Here is a 17,858-nt window from a genome sequence, read left to right as displayed (position 1 = left end):
GACAGCCGTGTTGGAGCGCCCGGTCGTAGACTGGCGGGTGATGAGTGAGACCACCCCTGATCCGCGCGCGCTCTTCGAAGAGCAGGCCATCCCGTTCCTCGATCAGCTCTACGGTGCTGCCCTGCGCATGACGCGCAACCCGAGCGACGCCCAAGACCTGGTTCAGGAGACCTTCGTCAAGGCCTATGCGGCGTTCGGTCAGTTCGAGCAGGGCACGAACCTCAAGGCGTGGCTCTACCGCATCCTCACGAACACCTTCATCAACACGTACCGCAAGAAGCAGCGCGACCCCTACCAGGGCTCCACCAGCGAGATGGAGGACTGGCAGCTCGGCACCGCCGAGTCGGTGACCGCGAGCATGTCGAGCCGCTCGGCGGAGGCCGAGGCCATCGACCACCTGCCCGACAGCGACGTCAAGGAGGCGCTGCAGTCGATCCCGGAGGACTTCCGGCTGGCCGTCTACCTCGCCGACGTCGAGGGGTTCTCCTACCAGGAGATCGCCGACATCATGAAGACCCCCGTAGGAACCGTGATGAGCCGCCTGCACCGAGGCCGACGGCTGCTTCGTGGACTACTGACCGATTACGCGCGGTCCCGCGGCCTCGAGGTCGCCACCGCCACCGCCAAAGGGAGCAAGAAATGAGTGACTGCGGCTGCGACAAGGCGCGTGCCGAGCTCGAGGAGTATCTGCGCAACGAGATCTGCTCGACCGACGCGGAGGACATCCGCGACCATCTCGAGACGTGCGAGGGCTGCCAGTCCGAGCTGCACATCGGCGTGGTGCTGACGCAGACGGTGCAGCGGGCCTGCAAGGAGACCGCCCCCGAGGAGCTGCGCGACCAGCTCATGGCGCGCCTCCGCGAGGTTCAGACGCACTAGCGGTCACACGCAAGGGCCCCGCACGACTCTCGTCGGCGGGGCCCTTCTGCCTGTGCGGCCGGCTCGGGGCCGCTAGCTCAGTGCGCGGGCGATCAGGGCCGCCTGCTCCGTGGCGTGGCGCTTCGCGCTGCCGGCCGCGGGCGAGGCCGCTGCGGGCCGCGACACCACCGAGATGGTGCGACCGTCGAGGTGACGGGCCAGTTCGGTGAGGATGAACGGCCAGGCGCCCTGGTTCTGGGGTTCGTCCTGCACCCAGACCAGCTCGGCGTCGGGACAGCCCGCGAGCGTCGCCGTGATCTCCTCGATCGGCAGCGGGTAGAACTGCTCCAGGCGAACCAGGGCGATCGAGTCGTTCGGGTTCTTCTGCAGCTCGCTGGCGAGGTCGTAGTGGATCTTGCCCGAGTGCAGCAGCACCTTGCGCACGGCGCCCTTGTCGCTGATGCGCGCGTCGTCGATCACCGGCTCGAAGCGACCGTTCGTCAGGTCCTCCACCGAGCTGGTCGCCCCGCGCAGCCGCAGCATCGCCTTCGGGGTGAAGACGATGAGGGGCTTGCGCGGACGGGCGTAGGCCTGGCGGCGCAGCAGGTGGAAGTACGAGGCCGGGGTCGAGGGACGGGCGACCGTCATGTTGTCCTCGGCGCACAGCTGCAGGTAGCGCTCGATGCGGGCGGAGGAGTGGTCGGGGCCCTGACCCTCGTAGCCGTGCGGCAGCAGCAGCACGAGCGACGAGCGCTGGCCCCACTTCTGCTCGGCCGAGGAGATGAATTCGTCGATGATGATCTGGGCGCCGTTGGCGAAGTCGCCGAACTGGGCCTCCCAGAGCACGAGCGCGTCGGGGCGCTCCACCGAGTACCCGTACTCGAAGCCCATGGCCGCGTACTCGCTGAGCAGCGAGTCGTAGATCCAGAAGCGGGCCTGCTTGTCGCTGAGGTTCGCGAGCGGCAGCCACTCCTGCCCGTTCTCGCGGTCGTGAAGCACGGCGTGGCGCTGCACGAAGGTTCCGCGACGCGCATCCTGACCCGCCAGGCGAACCGGGGTGCCCTCGTTGAGCAGCGAGCCCAGCGCAAGCAGCTCGCCGAAGGCCCAGTCGATGCCGCCGTTGCGGCTCATGTCGACCCGCTTGGTGAGCAGCTGCTGCAGCTTCGGATGCACGGTGAAGCCGGCCGGCTTGTTGTCGAACGCGTCGCCGATGGAGTGCAGCGCCTCGAGCGACACGGCGGTCTCGAACGGCGCGGTGGTGCTGTCGTCGCGCTGGGCCTCCGGCCGCTCGAGGTCGGAGGCCGACTCGGTGTCGGCCGTGATCACCGGGATCGACGCGGTCTGCGCGGCGTGCGTCTCTGCGAAGGCGCGCTCGAGGCGGTCCTGGAAGTCGCGGTGGGCGGCCTCGTACTCCTCCTCGGTGATGTCGCCGCGGCCGACGAGCGCCTCGGTGTAGAGCTTGCGCACCGAGCGCTTCGCCTCGATCAGGTTGTACATCAGCGGCTGGGTCATCGAGGGGTCGTCGCCCTCGTTGTGCCCGCGGCGGCGGTAGCAGATGAGGTCGATGAAGACGTCGCGGTGGAACTTCTGGCGGTACTCGAACGCCAGCTGCGCCACGCGCACGACCGACTCGGGGTCGTCGCCGTTCACGTGGAAGATCGGGGCCTGGATGGTCTTCGCCACGTCGGTGGAGTACACCGAGCTGCGGGACTCGCTCGGCGGCGTGGTGAAGCCGACCTGGTTGTTGATGTTCACGTGGATGGTGCCGCCCGTGCGGTAGCCCCGGAGCTGCGACATCTGCAGCGTCTCGACCACGACGCCCTGGCCGGCGAGGGCCGCGTCGCCGTGGATCAGGATCGGCAGCGTGGAGAAGGTGCCGATCGGCTTGCGGTCTTGCTTCGCCCGCACGACGCCCTCGAGCACGCCGTCGGCGGCCTCGAGGTGCGAGGGGTTCGCGGCGAGGTAGACCGGGATCTCCTTGCCGTCGGAGGCGGTGAAGGTGCCCTCCGTGCCGAGGTGGTACTTCACGTCGCCCGAGCCCTGCACGGTGCGCGGGTCTTGCGTGCCCTCGAACTCGCGGAAGATCTGGCCGTAGGTCTTGCCGGCGATGTTCGTCAGCACGTTCAGGCGGCCGCGGTGGGCCATGCCGATGGCGACCTCGTCGAGGCCCTCCTCGGCGGCACCCTGGATGATGGCGTCGAGCAGGGCGATGGTCGACTCGCCGCCCTCGAGCGAGAAGCGCTTCTGGCCGACGTACTTGGTCTGCAGGAAGGTCTCGAAGGCCTCGGCCTCGTTGAGCTTCTCGAGGATGCGCATCTGCTCGTCGTGGCCCGGCTTGGCGTACGGGCGCTCGACCTTCTCCTGGATCCAGCGACGCTGCGCCGGGTCTTGGATGTGCATGTACTCGATGCCGATCTTGCGGCAGTAGGAGTCGCGCAGCACACCGAGGATGTCGCGGAGGTAGGCCTGGCGGGTCATGCCGAACTCACCGGTGACGAACTCGCGGTCGAGATCCCAGAAGGTGAGCCCGTGGGTCGCGATGTCGAGGTCGGGGTGGGTGCGCTGGCGGTACTCGAGCGGGTCGATGTCGGCCATCAGGTGGCCGCGCACGCGGTAGGCGTTGATCAGCTCCTGCACGCGGGCGGTCTTGTCGATCGCGCTGGCCTCGTCGACCGAGATGTCGGCGGCCCAGTGGATGGGCTCGTAGGGGATGCGCAGCTCGGCGAAGATGTTCTCGTAGAAGCCGCGCTCCCCGAGCAGGAGCTCGTGCACCTTCTTCAGGAACTCGCCGGAGCCGGCACCCTGGATGACGCGGTGGTCGTAGGTGCTCGTGAGCGTGATGACCTTGCCGATGCCGAGGTCGGAGAGCACGCGGGGCGAGGCGCCCTGGAACTCGGCCGGGTACTCGAGGGCGCCGGCACCGATGATGGCGCCCTGGCCCTTCATCAGGCGGGGCACGGAGTGCACCGTGCCGATCCCGCCCGGGTTGGTGAGCGAGATGGTGGTGCCCTGGAAGTCGGTGGCGGTGAGCTTGTTGCCCCGGGCGCGGCGCACGAGGTCTTCGTAGGCCGCCAGGAACTCGTTGAACGACATGGTGTCGGCGCGCTTGATGCCCGGGACCAGGAGGGCGCGGGTGCCGTCGGGCTTCGGGATGTCGATGGCGATGCCGAGGCCCACGTGGGCGGGGGCGACGACCGAGGGCTTGCCGTCGACCTCGTCGTAGTAGACGTTCTGGCTCGGGAACTCCTTCAGCGCCTGCACGAGCGCCCAGCCGATGAGGTGGGTGAAGGAGACCTTGCCGCCGCGGGCGCGACGCAGGTGGTTGTTGATGACGATGCGGTTGTCGATCAGCAGCTTGGCCGGGATGGAGCGGACGCTGGTGGCCGTGGGCACCGTGAGGCTGGCGTCCATGTTCGTGGCGAGCGACTTGGCCATGCCGCGGAGCGGGCTGACCGAGTCCTTCTCGGCGTCGGCGGCGGCGTCCTTCGCCGCCTCTTCGGCGGTGCTGGTTCGGGTCGAGGGCGCCTCGGCGGGGATGGGCTGCGGCTTCGCCTCGACGCTCGTGGTTCTCGCGACCGGGGTCGTGGCCGGTCGGGCGCCCGAGGCTTCGGCGATCTGCGCCGACTCCGTCTGCGGCACGGGGGCGCTCGTCTCGGCCTGGGCGGGCTGGGCCGGCGCGGCCGACTGCGCCGGAGCGGGAGACTGCGCCGGGGCAGGGGACTCCGCAGCGGCCGGCGTCTTCGCCTGCTGATGCGAGCGGTAGCTCTCCAGCACCGGCCACCACGACTTGTCCACCGAATCCTTGTCGGCGAGGTACTGCTCGTACAGCTCGTCGACGAGCCACTCGTTGGCGCCGAACTCTCCCGACGCGCCCTCGTCCGTATTCGTACCCGTCAATTGGCTAGCCAAAGCCGATCGCCCACTTCCCGTTGCCTCGTGATGGCACGTGCCGGTGTCTGCTTCGCTGCGTGTTCACGCGCGGACACGTGCACCCTCAACCCTAAACCTTTCCCGGTGCCGTTCGGGCGGCTGTAGAGTCGTGGAGACAATGGCTCTCGAATGGATTCTGCTCGGTGTCGGGCTGCTGCTCACGGTCGGCACGGGGTTCTTCGTGGCCAGCGAGTTCTCGCTCGTCAATCTCGACCGCTCCGATCTCGAGGCGCGCGCCTCCCGCGGGGAGAAGGGTCTGCAGCCGGCGATCACCGCCCTGCGGCACACCTCGACCCACCTCTCCAGCGCCCAGCTCGGCATCACGCTGACGACGCTGCTGACGGGTTACACGATGGAGCCGGCCGTCTCGAGCCTGCTCGAGGCGCCGCTGACGGGTGTGGGCATCCCCGAGGCCGTCGTGCCCGCCATCAGCGCCACCGTGGGCATCCTGTTCGCCACCCTGCTGTCGATGATCGTCGGCGAGCTCGTGCCGAAGAACTTCGCGCTGGCCCTGCCGCTCAAGACCGCGCGCATCGTCGTGCCGTTCCAGCTCGTCTTCACGATGGTGTTCCGGCCGGCGGTCGCCCTGCTGAACAACAGTGCGAACGGTCTGCTGCGGCTCGTCGGCATCGAGCCGAAGGAGGAGCTCTCGGGCGCCCGGACGGCGGAGGAGCTGTCGTCGCTGGTGCGCCGCTCGGCGGTGCAGGGCAGCCTCGACGTCGACACGGCCACACTCCTTAACCGCACGCTGCTGTTCTCCTCGCGCGACGCCTCCGAGGTGATGACGCCGCGGCCGCGCATCGTCAGCGTCAAGCGTGACGAGTCGGCGTCGGCCGTGCTGGAACTGGCCCGCACGACCGGCCACTCGCGCTTCCCGGTGGTCGACGACGACATCGACGACATCGTGGGGCTCGTGCACGTGAAGCAGGCGGTGTCGATCCCGCGTGACCGGCGCGGCGACGTGCCGGCCGTCGCGATCATGACGGAGACGGTGCGTGTGCCCGAGACGATGACCCTCGACCTGCTGCTCGGCGAGCTGCGCGGGCAGGGGTACCAGATGGCCGTCGTGATCGACGAGTACGGCGGCACCGCCGGGGTCGTCACCTTGGAAGACCTGGTGGAGGAGCTCGTGGGCGAGCTCGTCGACGAGCACGACCGCTCCCGCGCCGGGGTCGTGCGCACGCGCGCCGGCACCACCTTCCCCGGCATGCTGCGGCCCGACGAGCTGGCCGATCAGGCGGGCATCGCGGTGCCGGAGGACGGTCCCTACGAAACGGTCGCCGGCTACGTGATGAGCGTGCTCGGGCGACTGCCCGAGGTGGGAGACACGGTGGCGCTGCCCGACGGCGTGCTGCGGGTCGAGCGGCTCGACGGCCGCCGTGTCGACCGCCTGCGCTTCGTGCCGTCTCCGGCCGAGAGCCAGGAGGCGACCCATGGCTGACTGGCTGGGGATCGTCTGGCTGATCGTACTGCTGGCCGGCAACGCCTTCTTCGTCGCGGCCGAGTTCGCCGTGATCTCGGCGCGCCGCTCGCAGATCGAGCCGCTGGCCGAGCAGGGCCGGGCGAGCGCCAAGACCGCGCTCTGGGCGATGGAGCACGCCACGCTGATGCTCGCGACCACGCAGCTCGGCATCACGGTGTGCTCGCTGCTCATCCTGAACGTGTCCGAGCCGGCCATCCATCACCTGCTCGAAGGGCCGCTGCACCTCGTCGGGCTGCCCGAGGAGGCGAGTGGCGCCGTCGCCTTCGTCATCACCCTCGTGCTCGTGTCGTTCCTGCACGTCGTGCTCGGCGAGATGGTGCCGAAGAACATCTCGTTCTCGGTGCCCGACCGCGCGGTGCTGCTGCTCGCGACGCCGCTCGTGGCCATCGCCCGCGTGCTGCGCTTCGCGATCGTCGCGCTGAACGCCACGGCGAACGGGGTGCTGCGGCTGTTCCGGGTCGAGCCGAAGAGCGAGGCCGCCAGCGCGTTCACCCTCGACGAGGTCTCGACGATCGTCGCCCAGTCGCAGAAGGAGGGCGTGCTCTCCGACACGGCGGGCACGCTCACCGCGGCGTTCGAGTTCACGGCGAAGACCGTGGCCGACGTGGCGGTGCCTCTCGACTCCCTGGTGAGCCTGCCGCCCGAGGCGACCCCCGCCGACGTCGAACGGGCCGTGGCCAAGTACGGCTTCTCCCGCTACGTGCTGCTCGACGACGAGGGGATGCCCGCGGGCTACGTGCATCTGAAGGACGTCATCGACCTCGACGACGACGAGTTCGACGACCCGATCCCGGCGAAGCGCGTGCGCCAGCTGCCGTCGCTGTTCGAGAAGACCGAGCTCGAGGACGCGCTCGCGAACATGCGCAAGTCGGGGGCGCACCTCGCGCGCTCGTTCACCGAGTCGGGGGTCACCACGGGTGTGCTGTTCCTCGAGGACATCATCGAGGAGCTCGTGGGCGAGGTTCACGACGCCACCCGGCGCGTGCGCTAGCGGCGGGTCGCCCGTCCGCCGGCGCGGCGGCCGGGCTCAGCGGGTCGGCCGCGCCCGCACGTACTGCGGCGCCCAGTAGTCGATGTCGGCGTCGAGCTCGTCGGCGGCGCGCAGCGCGAAGTGCGGGTCGCGCAGCAGCTCGCGGGCGAGCATCACGGCGTCGGCCCGCCCCGAGGCCACCACGTCCTCGGCCTGCTGCGGGGTCGTGATCAGGCCGACGGCCGAGACCGGCACCCCCGAGCCGTCCTTGACGGCCTCGGCGAGGGGCACCTGGTAGAGCGGCCCGAGCGGGATGCTCTGATGCCGCACGTTCCCGCCGCTGGAGACGTCGACCAGGTCTCCGCCCGCGTCGCGCACCCAGCCCGAGACGGTCGCCGTGTCGTCCTCGTTCCAGCCGCCCTCGGCCCAGTCGGTGGCGGAGAAGCGCACGAAGACGACGAGGTCCTCACCCACGGCGGCGCGCACGGCCCGCACGATCTCGAGCACGAGCCGCGCACGGTTCTCCAGGGAGCCGCCGTAGGCGTCGGTGCGGGTGTTCGACAGCGGGGACAGGAACTGGTGCAGCAGGTAGCCGTGGGCGGCGTGCACCTCGAGCACCTCGAAGCCCGCCTCGACGGCCCGGCGGGCGGCGTCGCCGAACGCGGCCACGAGCGCGGGCAGCTCGGCGGCGTCGAGCGCGCGCGGCACGGCGTAGTCGCCGAACGCGATCTCCGACGGGGCCACGGTCGGCCAGCCGCCCTCCTCGACAGGCACGGAGCCGCGGCGGGCGTCCCAGGGGCGGAACACCGAGGCCTTCCGCCCGGCGTGGGCGAGCTGGATGGCGGGCACGGCGCCCTGGGCGCGGATGAACGCGGCGATCCGGGCGAGGGCGTCGCGCTGCTCGTCGTTCCACAGCCCGAGGTCCTGCGGGCTGATCCGGCCCTCGGGGACGACCGCGGTGGCCTCGGTCATGACGAGGCCCGCCCCGCCGGCGGCGAACTGGCCGAGGTGCATCAGGTGCCAGTCGGTGGCGACGCCGTCACGCTCCTCCACCGAGTACTGGCACATCGGCGCCACCCAAACCCGGTTGCGGGTGGTGACGGAGCGCAGGGTGAACGGACGGAACAGAGCGGTCTGGGGCACGTATCGTGGAACCATGTCCGACCCCGCCGCTATTCCCGACGACCGCGACGACCGCGACGCCCCCGTGCAGTGGCGCGACTGGACGGAGCTCTCCGCCTCGGGGAACATCGCCGTGCCCGGCGCCGACGACGACAAGTACAGCCGCGGCGTGCTCGGCGTGGTCACGGGCGGCGACGAGTTCCCGGGGGCCGCGGTGCTCGGCGTCGACGCGGCGGTGCACACGGGTGTCGGCATGGTGCGCTATCTCGGCCCGGCTCGCGCGGCCGACCTCGTGCTGCGCCGTCGGCCCGAAGTGGTCACCGCCCCCGGCCGCGTGCAGGCGTGGCTGATCGGCTCGGGCCAGAGCGTCGCGAACCGCGACGACGAGACCTCGGCCGCCCTCGAGCACGCCATCGCCGACGGGGTGCCCCTCGTCGTCGACGCCGGGGCCCTCGACCTCGTCGCACGCCTCGGCGCACCGGCCGTGCTCACCCCGCACGCCGGCGAGCTCGTGACCCTCCTGAAGAGCGCGGGCACCGGCGTCGACCGGGCGACGGTGACCGCCGACCCCGAGCGCTGGGCGGCCCGCGCGGCCGATGCGACGCGGCACGTCGTGCTGCTGAAGGGGCGCGTCACGCACGTCTGCGCGCCCCTCGCCGGGGCCGGGCCGCGGATCGGCGCGCGGGTGCAGGCGCCGTCGAGCTGGGCGGCCACCGCGGGCAGCGGCGACGTGCTGGGGGGCATCGTCGGATCCCTCGTGGCGACGCACTCGGACGAGGTGCTCGCCGACCCCAAGATGTTGGTGGCCCTGGCGGCCACGGGCGCGTTCGTGCACGCCTGGGCGGCGGAACGCGCATCCGATCGCGGACCCATCGCGGCCCTCGACATCGCCGAGGCCGTGCCCCGGGTGATCGCCCGCCTGGTCAGCGGCGTCGCCGACTGACGGCCGCCTCAGGTCGCCACACCGGGCCACCACCGGCCGCCCGAAGCGAGGCGACCGCGATCACCTCAGGACGACGGCTCCGCCACGAGGTCGATGTCGATGTGTGCGGTGTCGGACGCCCCCACCACGGCCAGCGCGGTGCTCGAGAACCCGTAGTCGGACAGCGCGATCGGGATGCTGCCGGTCAGCGTTCCCGATCGGCCGTCGAAGCCGATCTCGGCCTCCGCCTCGACCTGATGGCTGATGCCGCGCACCGTGAGCGTGCCCGTGATGGTCGTCTCGACGGGATCGCCGCCTGCCTCGGGCAGCGCCACCGGGTCGGCGAGCACGAACGACGCGGTGGAGTTGCCGCCCGTCGCCGCGATGAGCGCGCTCAGCACGGCGTTCCGCGGCCCGCCGTCGCCCGCGAGCGTGGCGAGGTCGACCATGAATTCGGCCGTGGTGATGGTGTCGCCGGTGCGGGCGATCACGCCCGAGATCTGACTGGTCTCCGCCGAGACGACGTCGTCGCCCGCGGTGCTCTGCATGCGGTAGCCGATGGTGGAGGAGCGGTCGATCGAGTAGCTCGTCGACTCGACCGAGCTGTCGAGCTGGTCGTCTGGGGTGCCGAAGACGGTGGGCATGACGGCCTGCACCGTGGCACTGGAGTCGAGCGTCATGCTGCGCGCGAGGATCGGAACGGCGACCAGGGCGACGGCGCCGATGGCGGCGACGGAGGCCATCAGGGCGACGGCGGTCTTGGCGGGTCTGTTCACGAAGGGCTTCCGGTTCGGTGGCAGTGGTATCAGTGAACCAAGGAAAGGTGGTTGCGGGCTGAGAACGACCGGTGCGCGGCCTGGGCCACCGGCGGCAGGCCTGGACATCAGGGCCCACCCACACGGCACACCCTAGGATGACCCTCGTGCTGACACGCCTCCACCGCCTCGCGGCCAACCCCCTCGTGCTCTGGGCGGCCTTCCTCGCCCTCCACGTCTGGCTCGGCTACGACGGGCTGACGCACCCCAACCAGCCGTTCGGCGACGTCACCAGTGTGTACAAGGGCTGGGTCGAGCAATCGCTCGACGGCTACCGGCTCGGCATCGACGGCCCGTGGGTCTACCCGATCCTCGCCTTCGTGCCGATGCTCGCGGCCATGGGGCTCGGCCCCGGCCTCTACGGCATCGGGTGGATGATCGTGGTCGGCATCGCGGACGCGGCGATCTTCGCCTACCTGACCACACGGGGTCGCCGGGACGGCCGGGAGCTCGAGACCGGCGAACGCCTGAAGCTCGCCGCGGCCTGGTGGTGGCTGCTCTTCCTGCTGCTGCTCGGCCCGGTCGCCCTCGGGCGCATCGACATCATCACCGTCGACCTCGTGATCGCCGGCCTGCTGGTGGCGCGCAACCGTCCGGTGCTCGCCGGGGTGCTGCTCGCGATCGCCACCTGGGTCAAGGTCTGGCCCGCCGCCATGATCGCGGCCGTCGTCATCACGCTGCGTCGACGGATGCGCGCCGCCGTCGCCGCGGCCGTCACCCTCGTCGCGGTGCTGGCCGGGGCGCTCGTGCTCGGGGCGGGCATGAACGCCTTCAGCTTCGTCACCGAGCAGACCGGACGCGGCATGCAGGTCGAGGCGCCGGCCTCGGTGTTCTGGCTCTGGTCGGCCTTCGCGGGTGGCGGATCGCAGGTCTACTACGACATGGAGATCCTCACCTTCCAGGTGACGGGTCCGGGCAGCGACGTCGCCGCGATGCTGATGACCCCGCTGCTGGTCGTGGCCGTGGCCGCCGTCCTGCTGTTCGCCGTCTACGTCGTGCGCAAGGGCGCTCCGGCGACCCACGTGCTGCCGCCGCTCGCGCTCGCGCTCGTGATGGCCCTGATCGTCTTCAACAAGGTGGGGTCGCCCCAGTTCATGGTGTGGCTGTCGGCCCCGATCATCCTGGGCATCGTCACGCAGGGGCGCCGGTTCTTCTGGCCCGCCGTGCTCGCGTTCGTGATGGGCGGGCTGACCCAGCTGATCTACCCGATCGCCTACGACGCCATCCTCGGGCTCGACCCGGTGATGCTCACCGTGCTCACGCTGCGCAATCTGCTGAGCATCACGATGCTCGTGATCGCCGTGATGATGCTGTGGCAGAGTAGAAACGGATCAGGAAGGGCGGATCAGCATGCTCGTGGCGTTTTCGGTGGCACCGTCGGGCGGGGCGTCTCCCGCGGGTGAGGGCGACGGGGCGAGCGTGCACGACGCCGTCGCCGCCGCGGTCGAGGTGGTCCGGGCATCCGGTCTGCCGAACTCGACCGACTCGATGTTCACGACCATCGAGGGCGAGTGGGACGAGGTGTTCGACGTCGTCAAGCGGGCGACCGAGGCCGTCGGCGCCTACGGCTCGCGGGTCTCGCTCGTGCTGAAGGCCGACATCCGCCCCGGGCACACGGGGGAGCTGACCGGCAAGGTCGAGCGCCTCGAAGCGGCTCTCGAGCGCCGCACGGGCGAGTAACGCCGCACCGGCGAGCAGCGCCGCACCAGCGACAAGAGCAGCGCTCAGCTCGGCAGGACGTCGTCCTCGAAGTCCTCGGCCGTCTGGTTGCCGAGGTACTCGTCGCGCGGCAGCAACCCGTCATGGATCGCGCGCTTGCGCAGAGCGACCTTGGTGCCGACGTCGATGCCCACCAGGCGGTACTTCTCGCGGATGCGCTTGAGGTACGACTTCGCCGTCTCCTCGGAGATGTCGAGCGCCTTCGCGACCTGCTTCACCGGCTCGCCGCCACCGTAGAGCGCCATCACGCGGCGCTCCTGGGCCGAGAGGCGGGGGGAGGAGTCGAGGTCGTCGGCGGCGAGCGCGAGGTCGAGCTCGGTGGAGATGAAGCTGTCGCCGGCCGAGGCGGCACGGATGGCCTCGACGATCATGTCGGCCTCCTCGCTCTTGACGAGGTAGCCGAGGGCGCCGGCGGCGATCGCCTCGCGCACGACGACGGGCTCGGAATAGGTGCTCATCAGCACGGTCTTGACGCCCGCCGACTTGAGGGCGCGCAGCTTCACCGAGACCGGCAGGTTGTCCTTCAGGTCGAGGTCGAGCAGCACGACGTCGACGGGGAACTCCGGGTGGGTGAGCAGGTCGGGCCAGGTGGTCACGGCCGCGACCATGGAGATGTCGTCGGCGGCGCCGCGGATCCACTCGGTCAGGGCGCCGAGGAGCATCCGGTGGTCGTCGACGATGGCCAGTCGGATGGGTTCGCGTGTGATCGTCACCACAGGTCTCCTTCTGTCCGGCTCACCGTGAGGCGTCCGGCACGACAACATGGGCGTCGACACTGACCCGCAGGCGACCGGAGCGGCCGTCGACGGAGTACTGGCCGACTCGGGAAAGTGCCGACCAGACAGCCGGATCGATGCGGCGCCTCGGGACCTCGCCGACCGACATGGCTATCGGGAGCACCATCCTATCCAGAGCGTCGGGCCCGCTGAGGGAGCCGGGCCGCCCGATCTCGACTTCGATCGTGGGCGTCCAGCGGGCCGATCCGTCGACGATCAGCCAGATGGCCGAGAGCAGGCCGTCGCGCTGACCGGCCTCGAGATAGCCGGCGAGACCGTCGGGGTCGACGAGGCGCACGGCCGAGGCGAGGTACTCGGAGTCGGCGACCGCGTGGTGCAGCCAGGTCTCGCGGCGACCCGCGACGAGCAGCCGGCGCAGGTCGGTGGCGAGGCCCGAGGCGGTGGCCGCCTCCGTGCGGTCGAGCGGCAGGGTGGTGCGCCCGCTCGCGACGTCCTGCAGCAGCTCCTCGGCGGCGAGGTCGAGGCGGGCGAGCTCGGCCGAGGCGAGCAGGCCCAGGCCGTAGCGGGGTGCGGTGATCGTGCTCTCGGCGACGGTGCGGTCGAGCTCGCGCTGCACCAGACGCTCGAAGGAGCGCACGACGATCACGCCGGCGAAGAGGGGGCCGACCGCGAGCGAGATCTGCTGGCCGGTGTAGGCGACACCCGACGGGTCGATGGCGCCGACGACGACGATCGAGGCGAGCTCGGCCACCGTCAAGCCCACCGCGGCCAGCAGCACCTGGTTCACCGGGCGGAACGTCGAGCAGGCGAGGAGCGAGGCACCGACCCCGATCGGCACCGAGACGTAGTTGGTGTCGGGGGAGTTCCAGACCGCGACGTGGTCGAGCGTCAGGGCGACGGCGTCGACGGCGAGCAGCGACACCCAGGCCCAGGTCGGCAGGCGGCCTCGGGAGTGCCGGGCGATCAGCACGACGGCGACGAAGGCCGAGATCACCATCAGCCAGCCGGCGGTGCTGAGGCCGACCAGCTCGTTGCGCTCGAAGGTCCAGCCGTAGGAGACGAGGCCCCGCAGCACGAGCAGCGCGCCGATGATCACGGCTCCGACGCCCAGGTAGCGGATGCCGAGGCGGGAGTCGCGGGCGATTCCCTGGCGCACGGCGTCGACGGCGTCGGGGCCCAGCCGGCGCGCGCGCACGAGCTGGGTCAGCGCCCCGTCGGGGTCGGCGCTGCGCATGCGGCTGCGGGTGCCGGCGCCGGGGGTGAAGGTGACGGGGGTCGGATGCTCGGGGCGACCGGTGCCCTCCGGCCGCCCAGTGCCCTCCGGCAGCCCGGTGCCCTCCGACCGCCCGCTCACTTCGGCACCTCCAGCACCACGGTCGTGCCGGCACCGGGCGAGGAGAACAGTCGCACCTTGCCGCCGACGTCGCGCACGCGCGCCATCACCGACTCGGCGAGGCCCAGCCGCTCGATGTCGACGGTGTCGAGGTCGAAGCCGACCCCCGCATCCGTCACCATGGCGCGCACCGAGCTGTCGTCCTCCGAGATCGTGACGTCGGCCGAGCCCACCTGGGCGTGCCGGCGCACGTTCTCCAGGCACTCGGAGAGCGAGAGCAGGAAGGCGTCGAGCACGTGCGAGGGCAGCAGGATCTGTCCGCTGCCGTGCCACGCGACCTGCAGTCCCATGCGCCCGAAGCGCTGCTTGACCGACTCGAGGGTGTGCCCGAGGTCCCCGGTCTCGACGTGCTCGAGCGTGTACCCGCCCGAGGAGCGCGGCATCGGGGTGCCGCCGAGCCGCAGCTGGCGCAGCAGCCGCGCGTCCTCGGCCGCCTGCTTGCGCAGGGCATCGGGCTGCACGCCGATGCCGGAGTGGGCGAGCAGGGTCAGCGTAGCGAGCACCGTATCGTGCAGCAGCCGGGCGCTCCGGCGGCGCTGCGCCTCGAACTCGCTCGCCTGCCGTTCCACGGCGTGGGCGCGCCCGAGCCGGGCCATGCCGCCGAAGGCGCGGCGGAGGCTCGCCGACAGCCAGGTGGCGGTGATGAACAGGGCGACCCAGCCGGCGACGACGGACAGGATCACGAACACCCCGCGGCCGGTCGGCCAGGTCACGACGGAGGTGAGGACGAGCACCGGCAGGTAGGCGGGCACGACGATCCAGAGCAGCCGCCGTGTGGTGGCCACGGTGAGGATGAGCGAGGGGATCGCCGTGGAGGCGAAGAAGGTCACCGCCCCGGTCGTGGCCACGTCGGAGATCAGACTGCCCGAGAAGGCGAAGCTCGCCAGGGTCGCGAGGCTCAAGGCGTAGACGACGCCGGGCCAGAGCAGGGAGCGGGCGCTGCCGACGAGGTAGAACCCGAGCCCGGTGAGCACGAGAAGCACGACCGGCGCGGCCACGTGCTCGAGCCGCCCGAGGTTCGCCAGCACGACCGATCCGAGCGAGGCGCCGGTGAACAGGATGCCCAGGTCGCGCGCCGAGCGGGTGAGGAGCTTTCGCCGTTCACGGTCGGTCCTGGGCACAGTCTGAATAGTACAGGCGGGCCTCCCCAGAACGGGGGCGGTGTGCAGCTCGACAGTTGTCGCTAAGCTGGACACAGTTCCGGGGGGAAATGCACCGGGGGTCGTCGAGGCGGCCCCCGGTTTTCTCATTCCGGCCGGGTGCGTTCCGAGGCGCCGGGCGCCGCGAGCAGCCGCGCGATCTCGCGCCCGACCGCGTCGAACTCGATCAAAAAGCCGTCGTGGCCGAACTTCGACTCGATCACCACGGGCCGGTCGCCGTCGAGGGTGTTCGGCAGGTGCTCGGCGATCAACTCCTGGTCGGCGACGGGGAACAGCCGGTCGCTGTCGATGCCGACCACGAGCGCCGTCGCCCGCACCGACTCCAGCGCCGCCTGCACGCCGGCGCGCCCGCGGCCGAGGTCGTGGGAGTTCATCGCCTCGACCAAGGTGATGTAGCTGTTCGCGTCGAACCGCCTCGTGAACTTGTTGCCGTGGAAGTCGAGGTAGGACTCGACGGCGAACCGTCCGCCGCCGCCGAGGGGGTCGAGCCCGCTCTGCCAGCTGCGCCGGAAACGGTCGTTCAGCTCGCTCGGGCTGCGGTAGTTCAGCAGTGCCATCCGCCGTGCTAGCGCCAGCCCGTGGTGCGGCCCCTCGCCGTCGGGGGCGTCGTAGTAGTCGCCGCCGTTGAAGGCGGGATCGGCGCGGATGGCCTGGACCTGCACCGAGTTCAACCCGATCTGGTCGGCCGAGCTGAACGCCGGCGCCGCGATCACCGCGATCCGCTCCATCGCGTCGGGGTAGCGCACCGCCCACTCGAGCACCTGCATGCCGCCCATCGAGCCGCCCACCACGGCCGCCCAGCGCTCGATGCCGAGCGCCCGGGTGAGCGCGTGCTGCGCCCGCACCTGGTCGGCGATGGTGGTGAACGGGAAGCGGGCGCCCCACTCGGCGCCGTCGGGCGCCATCGACGACGGGCCGGTGCTGCCCTGGCAGCCGCCGAGCATGTTCGGCGCGACGACGAACCAGCGGTCGGTGTCGATCGGCAGGCCCGGCCCCACGAGCCCCGGCCACCAGCCGTCGGTCGGATGCCCGGGCTCGGCCGGATGGTTGAGGTTGCTGTCGCCGGTGAGCGCGTGCAGCACGAGCACCGCGTTGTCGCGGGCGGGGGAGAGGGTGCCGTAGCTCTCGTAGGCGAGCTGCCCGTTCGGCACGGTCTCGCCGGTCTCGAAGACGACGTCGCCGATCGCCGCGAACGACCGCCGGCCGACGGGGTCACCGGCCCGCCACGCGCCGGACGCCGGCGGCTTGCCGAGCACCGAGCGGATCTGGGCGTCGGTGACGAAGCCGCTCGGAACCGTGTCCTCGTTCGTCTGCCAGTCCATGTCGCTGTCGATTCTGCACGAGACGGGGGCCCGGTGCGCGATTGTTACGCGCACCGGGCCCCCGGAGGGTCACCGGGCATCCGGTGACGGGCGATCAGGTCAGACGGCGTTCGCCGCGACCACCTGGCGCGCGGCCTCGAGGCCCGACTCGAGGTCGGCCTTGAGGTCGTCGATGTTCTCCAGGCCCACCGAGAGGCGCACGAGACCCGGGGTCACACCGGCGGTGAGCTGCTGCTCGGGCGTGAGCTGCGAGTGCGTGGTCGAGGCCGGGTGGATGACGAGCGAGCGCACGTCGCCGATGTTCGCCAGATGGCTGAACAGCGACAGGCTCTCCACGAAACGCGCGCCCGCCTCGACGCCGCCCTTCAGCTCGAAGCTGAGCACCGCGCCGACACCCTTCGGCGCGTAGCGGTTCGCGGCCGCGTACCAGGGGCTCGACGGCAGGCCGGCGTAGTAGACCGAGGCCACGTCGGGGTGCGAGTCGAGCCACTCCGCGATCTCCTGGGCGTTCTGCACGTGCCGCTCGATGCGCAGCGACAGCGTCTCGATGCCCTGGATCAGCTGCCATGCGCTGGCCGGAGCGATCGACGCGCCGAGGTCGCGGAGCAGCTGCACGCGCGCCTTGATGATGTAGGCGATCGGGTCGCCGAGCGCGCCCGTGTAGCTGACGCCGTGGTACGAGGGGTCGGGCTCGGTGAGCGCCGGGAACTTCTCGGTGTTCTTCGACCACTCGAACCGCCCGCCGTCGACGATGATGCCGCCGATCACGGTGCCGTGCCCGCCGAGGAACTTGGTGGCGGAGTGCACGACGATGTCGGCGCCGTGCTCGAACGGGCGGATGAGGTAGGGCGTGGCGATCGTGTTGTCGACGATCAGCGGCACCCCGTTCTCGTGGGCGACGCCCGAGACGAGGGCGATGTCGAGGATGTTGATCTTCGGGTTGCCGATGGTCTCGGCGAAGAACAGCTTCGTGTTCGGGCGCACGGCGCGGCGCCACTCCTCGGCGTCGTCCTGGTCCTCCACGAAGGTGGTCTCGATGCCGAGCTTCGCGAGGGTGTACTTGAAGAGGTTGTAGGTGCCGCCGTAGATCGACGACGACGAGACGATGTGGTCGCCCGCCTGGGCGATGTTCAGCACGGCGAAGGTCTCGGCGGCCTGGCCCGAGGCGACGAGCAGGGCTGCGGTGCCGCCCTCGAGGGCGGCCACCCGCTGCTCCACCACGTCCTGCGTGGGGTTGTGGATGCGCGTGTAGATGTTGCCGAACTCGGCCAGGGCGAACAGGTTCTTGGCGTGGTCGGCGTCGTTGAAGACGTAGGAGGTGGTCTGGTAGATCGGCGTGGCCCTGGCGTTCGTGGTCGGGTCGGGCTGTGCGCCGGTGTGGATCTGCTTGGTCTCGAACTTCCAGTTCGCTGCGGTGTCGCTCATGA

General features: G+C 70.9%; 15 protein-coding genes. 7 read left to right on the top strand and 8 right to left on the bottom strand.

Translation table 11 applies throughout. The annotated features are described in order from the left end of the window. Window positions 1–40: 40 nt before the first annotated feature. Together NVV95_RS11090 and NVV95_RS11085 are read left to right on the top strand one after the other, a co-directional pair. Complete coding sequence (locus NVV95_RS11090) at window positions 41–643, top strand: sigma-70 family RNA polymerase sigma factor (RefSeq protein WP_259486608.1); 603 nt, start codon at window positions 41–43, stop codon at window positions 641–643. Further along, window positions 640–879, top strand: coding sequence for a zf-HC2 domain-containing protein (locus NVV95_RS11085; protein ID WP_259486607.1), 240 nt, complete (start codon window positions 640–642; stop codon window positions 877–879). Before NVV95_RS11090 ends, NVV95_RS11085 begins: the two co-directional genes overlap by 4 nt. A 72-nt stretch (window positions 880–951) precedes the next feature. Here NVV95_RS11085 and NVV95_RS11080 read toward each other — a convergent pair whose 3' ends face one another. After that, a complete protein-coding gene (locus NVV95_RS11080; protein WP_259486606.1) occupies window positions 952–4,767 on the bottom strand; it encodes a multifunctional oxoglutarate decarboxylase/oxoglutarate dehydrogenase thiamine pyrophosphate-binding subunit/dihydrolipoyllysine-residue succinyltransferase subunit in 3,816 nt (1,271 codons plus the stop codon). A gap of 139 nt (window positions 4,768–4,906) precedes the next feature. Between NVV95_RS11080 and NVV95_RS11075 the strand changes: the two genes are divergently transcribed. Together NVV95_RS11075 and NVV95_RS11070 are read left to right on the top strand one after the other, a co-directional pair. Beyond that, window positions 4,907–6,229: a hemolysin family protein gene (locus NVV95_RS11075; protein ID WP_259486605.1), complete on the top strand. Its 1,323-nt coding sequence runs from the start codon at window positions 4,907–4,909 to the stop codon at window positions 6,227–6,229. Next, entirely contained in the window at window positions 6,222–7,262 is a 1,041-nt protein-coding gene (locus NVV95_RS11070; protein ID WP_259486604.1) for a hemolysin family protein, read from the top strand. The genes NVV95_RS11075 and NVV95_RS11070 overlap by 8 nt, the downstream gene beginning before the upstream one ends. A gap of 36 nt (window positions 7,263–7,298) precedes the next feature. Here the strand turns inward: NVV95_RS11070 and NVV95_RS11065 are convergent, their stop codons facing one another. Continuing rightward, the gene (locus tag NVV95_RS11065) at window positions 7,299–8,399 is read right to left on the bottom strand and encodes an NADH:flavin oxidoreductase/NADH oxidase (protein ID WP_259486603.1); all 1,101 of its coding nucleotides are present in this window, start codon (window positions 8,397–8,399) and stop codon (window positions 7,299–7,301) included. Here NVV95_RS11065 and NVV95_RS11060 point away from each other — a divergent pair. Then, window positions 8,398–9,306, top strand: coding sequence for an ADP-dependent NAD(P)H-hydrate dehydratase (locus tag NVV95_RS11060; protein ID WP_259486602.1), 909 nt, complete (start codon window positions 8,398–8,400; stop codon window positions 9,304–9,306). The genes NVV95_RS11065 and NVV95_RS11060 overlap by 2 nt on opposite strands. A gap of 65 nt (window positions 9,307–9,371) precedes the next feature. Here the strand turns inward: NVV95_RS11060 and NVV95_RS11055 are convergent, their stop codons facing one another. Then, window positions 9,372–10,061, bottom strand: coding sequence for a YceI family protein (locus tag NVV95_RS11055; RefSeq protein ID WP_259486601.1), 690 nt, complete (start codon window positions 10,059–10,061; stop codon window positions 9,372–9,374). 146 nt (window positions 10,062–10,207) lie between these two features. Between NVV95_RS11055 and NVV95_RS11050 the strand changes: the two genes are divergently transcribed. Next, window positions 10,208–11,503, top strand: a complete 1,296-nt coding sequence (locus NVV95_RS11050) for a glycosyltransferase 87 family protein (protein WP_259486600.1) — start codon at window positions 10,208–10,210, stop codon at window positions 11,501–11,503. Next, complete coding sequence (locus NVV95_RS11045) at window positions 11,451–11,780, top strand: thiamine-binding protein (protein ID WP_259486599.1); 330 nt, start codon at window positions 11,451–11,453, stop codon at window positions 11,778–11,780. Before NVV95_RS11050 ends, NVV95_RS11045 begins: the two co-directional genes overlap by 53 nt. A 44-nt stretch (window positions 11,781–11,824) precedes the next feature. On the opposite strand, the gene NVV95_RS11040 is transcribed toward NVV95_RS11045, so the two are convergent. The 5 genes from NVV95_RS11040 to NVV95_RS11020 all read right to left on the bottom strand — a co-directional run bounded on the left by NVV95_RS11040 (window position 11,825) and on the right by NVV95_RS11020 (window position 17,856). After that, window positions 11,825–12,532 carry a response regulator gene (locus tag NVV95_RS11040; protein WP_259486598.1) on the bottom strand — a complete coding sequence of 236 codons (708 nt, stop codon included), beginning with the start codon at window positions 12,530–12,532 and terminating at the stop codon, window positions 11,825–11,827. A 22-nt stretch (window positions 12,533–12,554) separates the two neighbouring features. Then, the gene (locus NVV95_RS11035) at window positions 12,555–13,910 is read right to left on the bottom strand and encodes a hypothetical protein (RefSeq protein ID WP_259486597.1); all 1,356 of its coding nucleotides are present in this window, start codon (window positions 13,908–13,910) and stop codon (window positions 12,555–12,557) included. Continuing rightward, window positions 13,907–15,070 carry a sensor histidine kinase gene (locus NVV95_RS11030; RefSeq protein WP_259486596.1) on the bottom strand — a complete coding sequence of 388 codons (1,164 nt, stop codon included), beginning with the start codon at window positions 15,068–15,070 and terminating at the stop codon, window positions 13,907–13,909. Before NVV95_RS11030 ends, NVV95_RS11035 begins: the two co-directional genes overlap by 4 nt. A gap of 125 nt (window positions 15,071–15,195) precedes the next feature. Then, window positions 15,196–16,431, bottom strand: a complete 1,236-nt coding sequence (metX, locus tag NVV95_RS11025; protein WP_259486595.1) for a homoserine O-acetyltransferase MetX — start codon at window positions 16,429–16,431, stop codon at window positions 15,196–15,198. 99 nt (window positions 16,432–16,530) lie between these two features. Beyond that, entirely contained in the window at window positions 16,531–17,856 is a 1,326-nt protein-coding gene (locus NVV95_RS11020) for a bifunctional o-acetylhomoserine/o-acetylserine sulfhydrylase (RefSeq protein ID WP_259486594.1), read from the bottom strand. Window positions 17,857–17,858 lie beyond the last annotated feature (2 nt).

The sequence above is a fragment of the Herbiconiux gentiana genome (assembly GCF_024978135.1).
Lineage (GTDB): Bacteria > Actinomycetota > Actinomycetes > Actinomycetales > Microbacteriaceae > Herbiconiux > Herbiconiux gentiana.
This window is presented reverse-complemented; position numbering and strand designations above follow the sequence as displayed.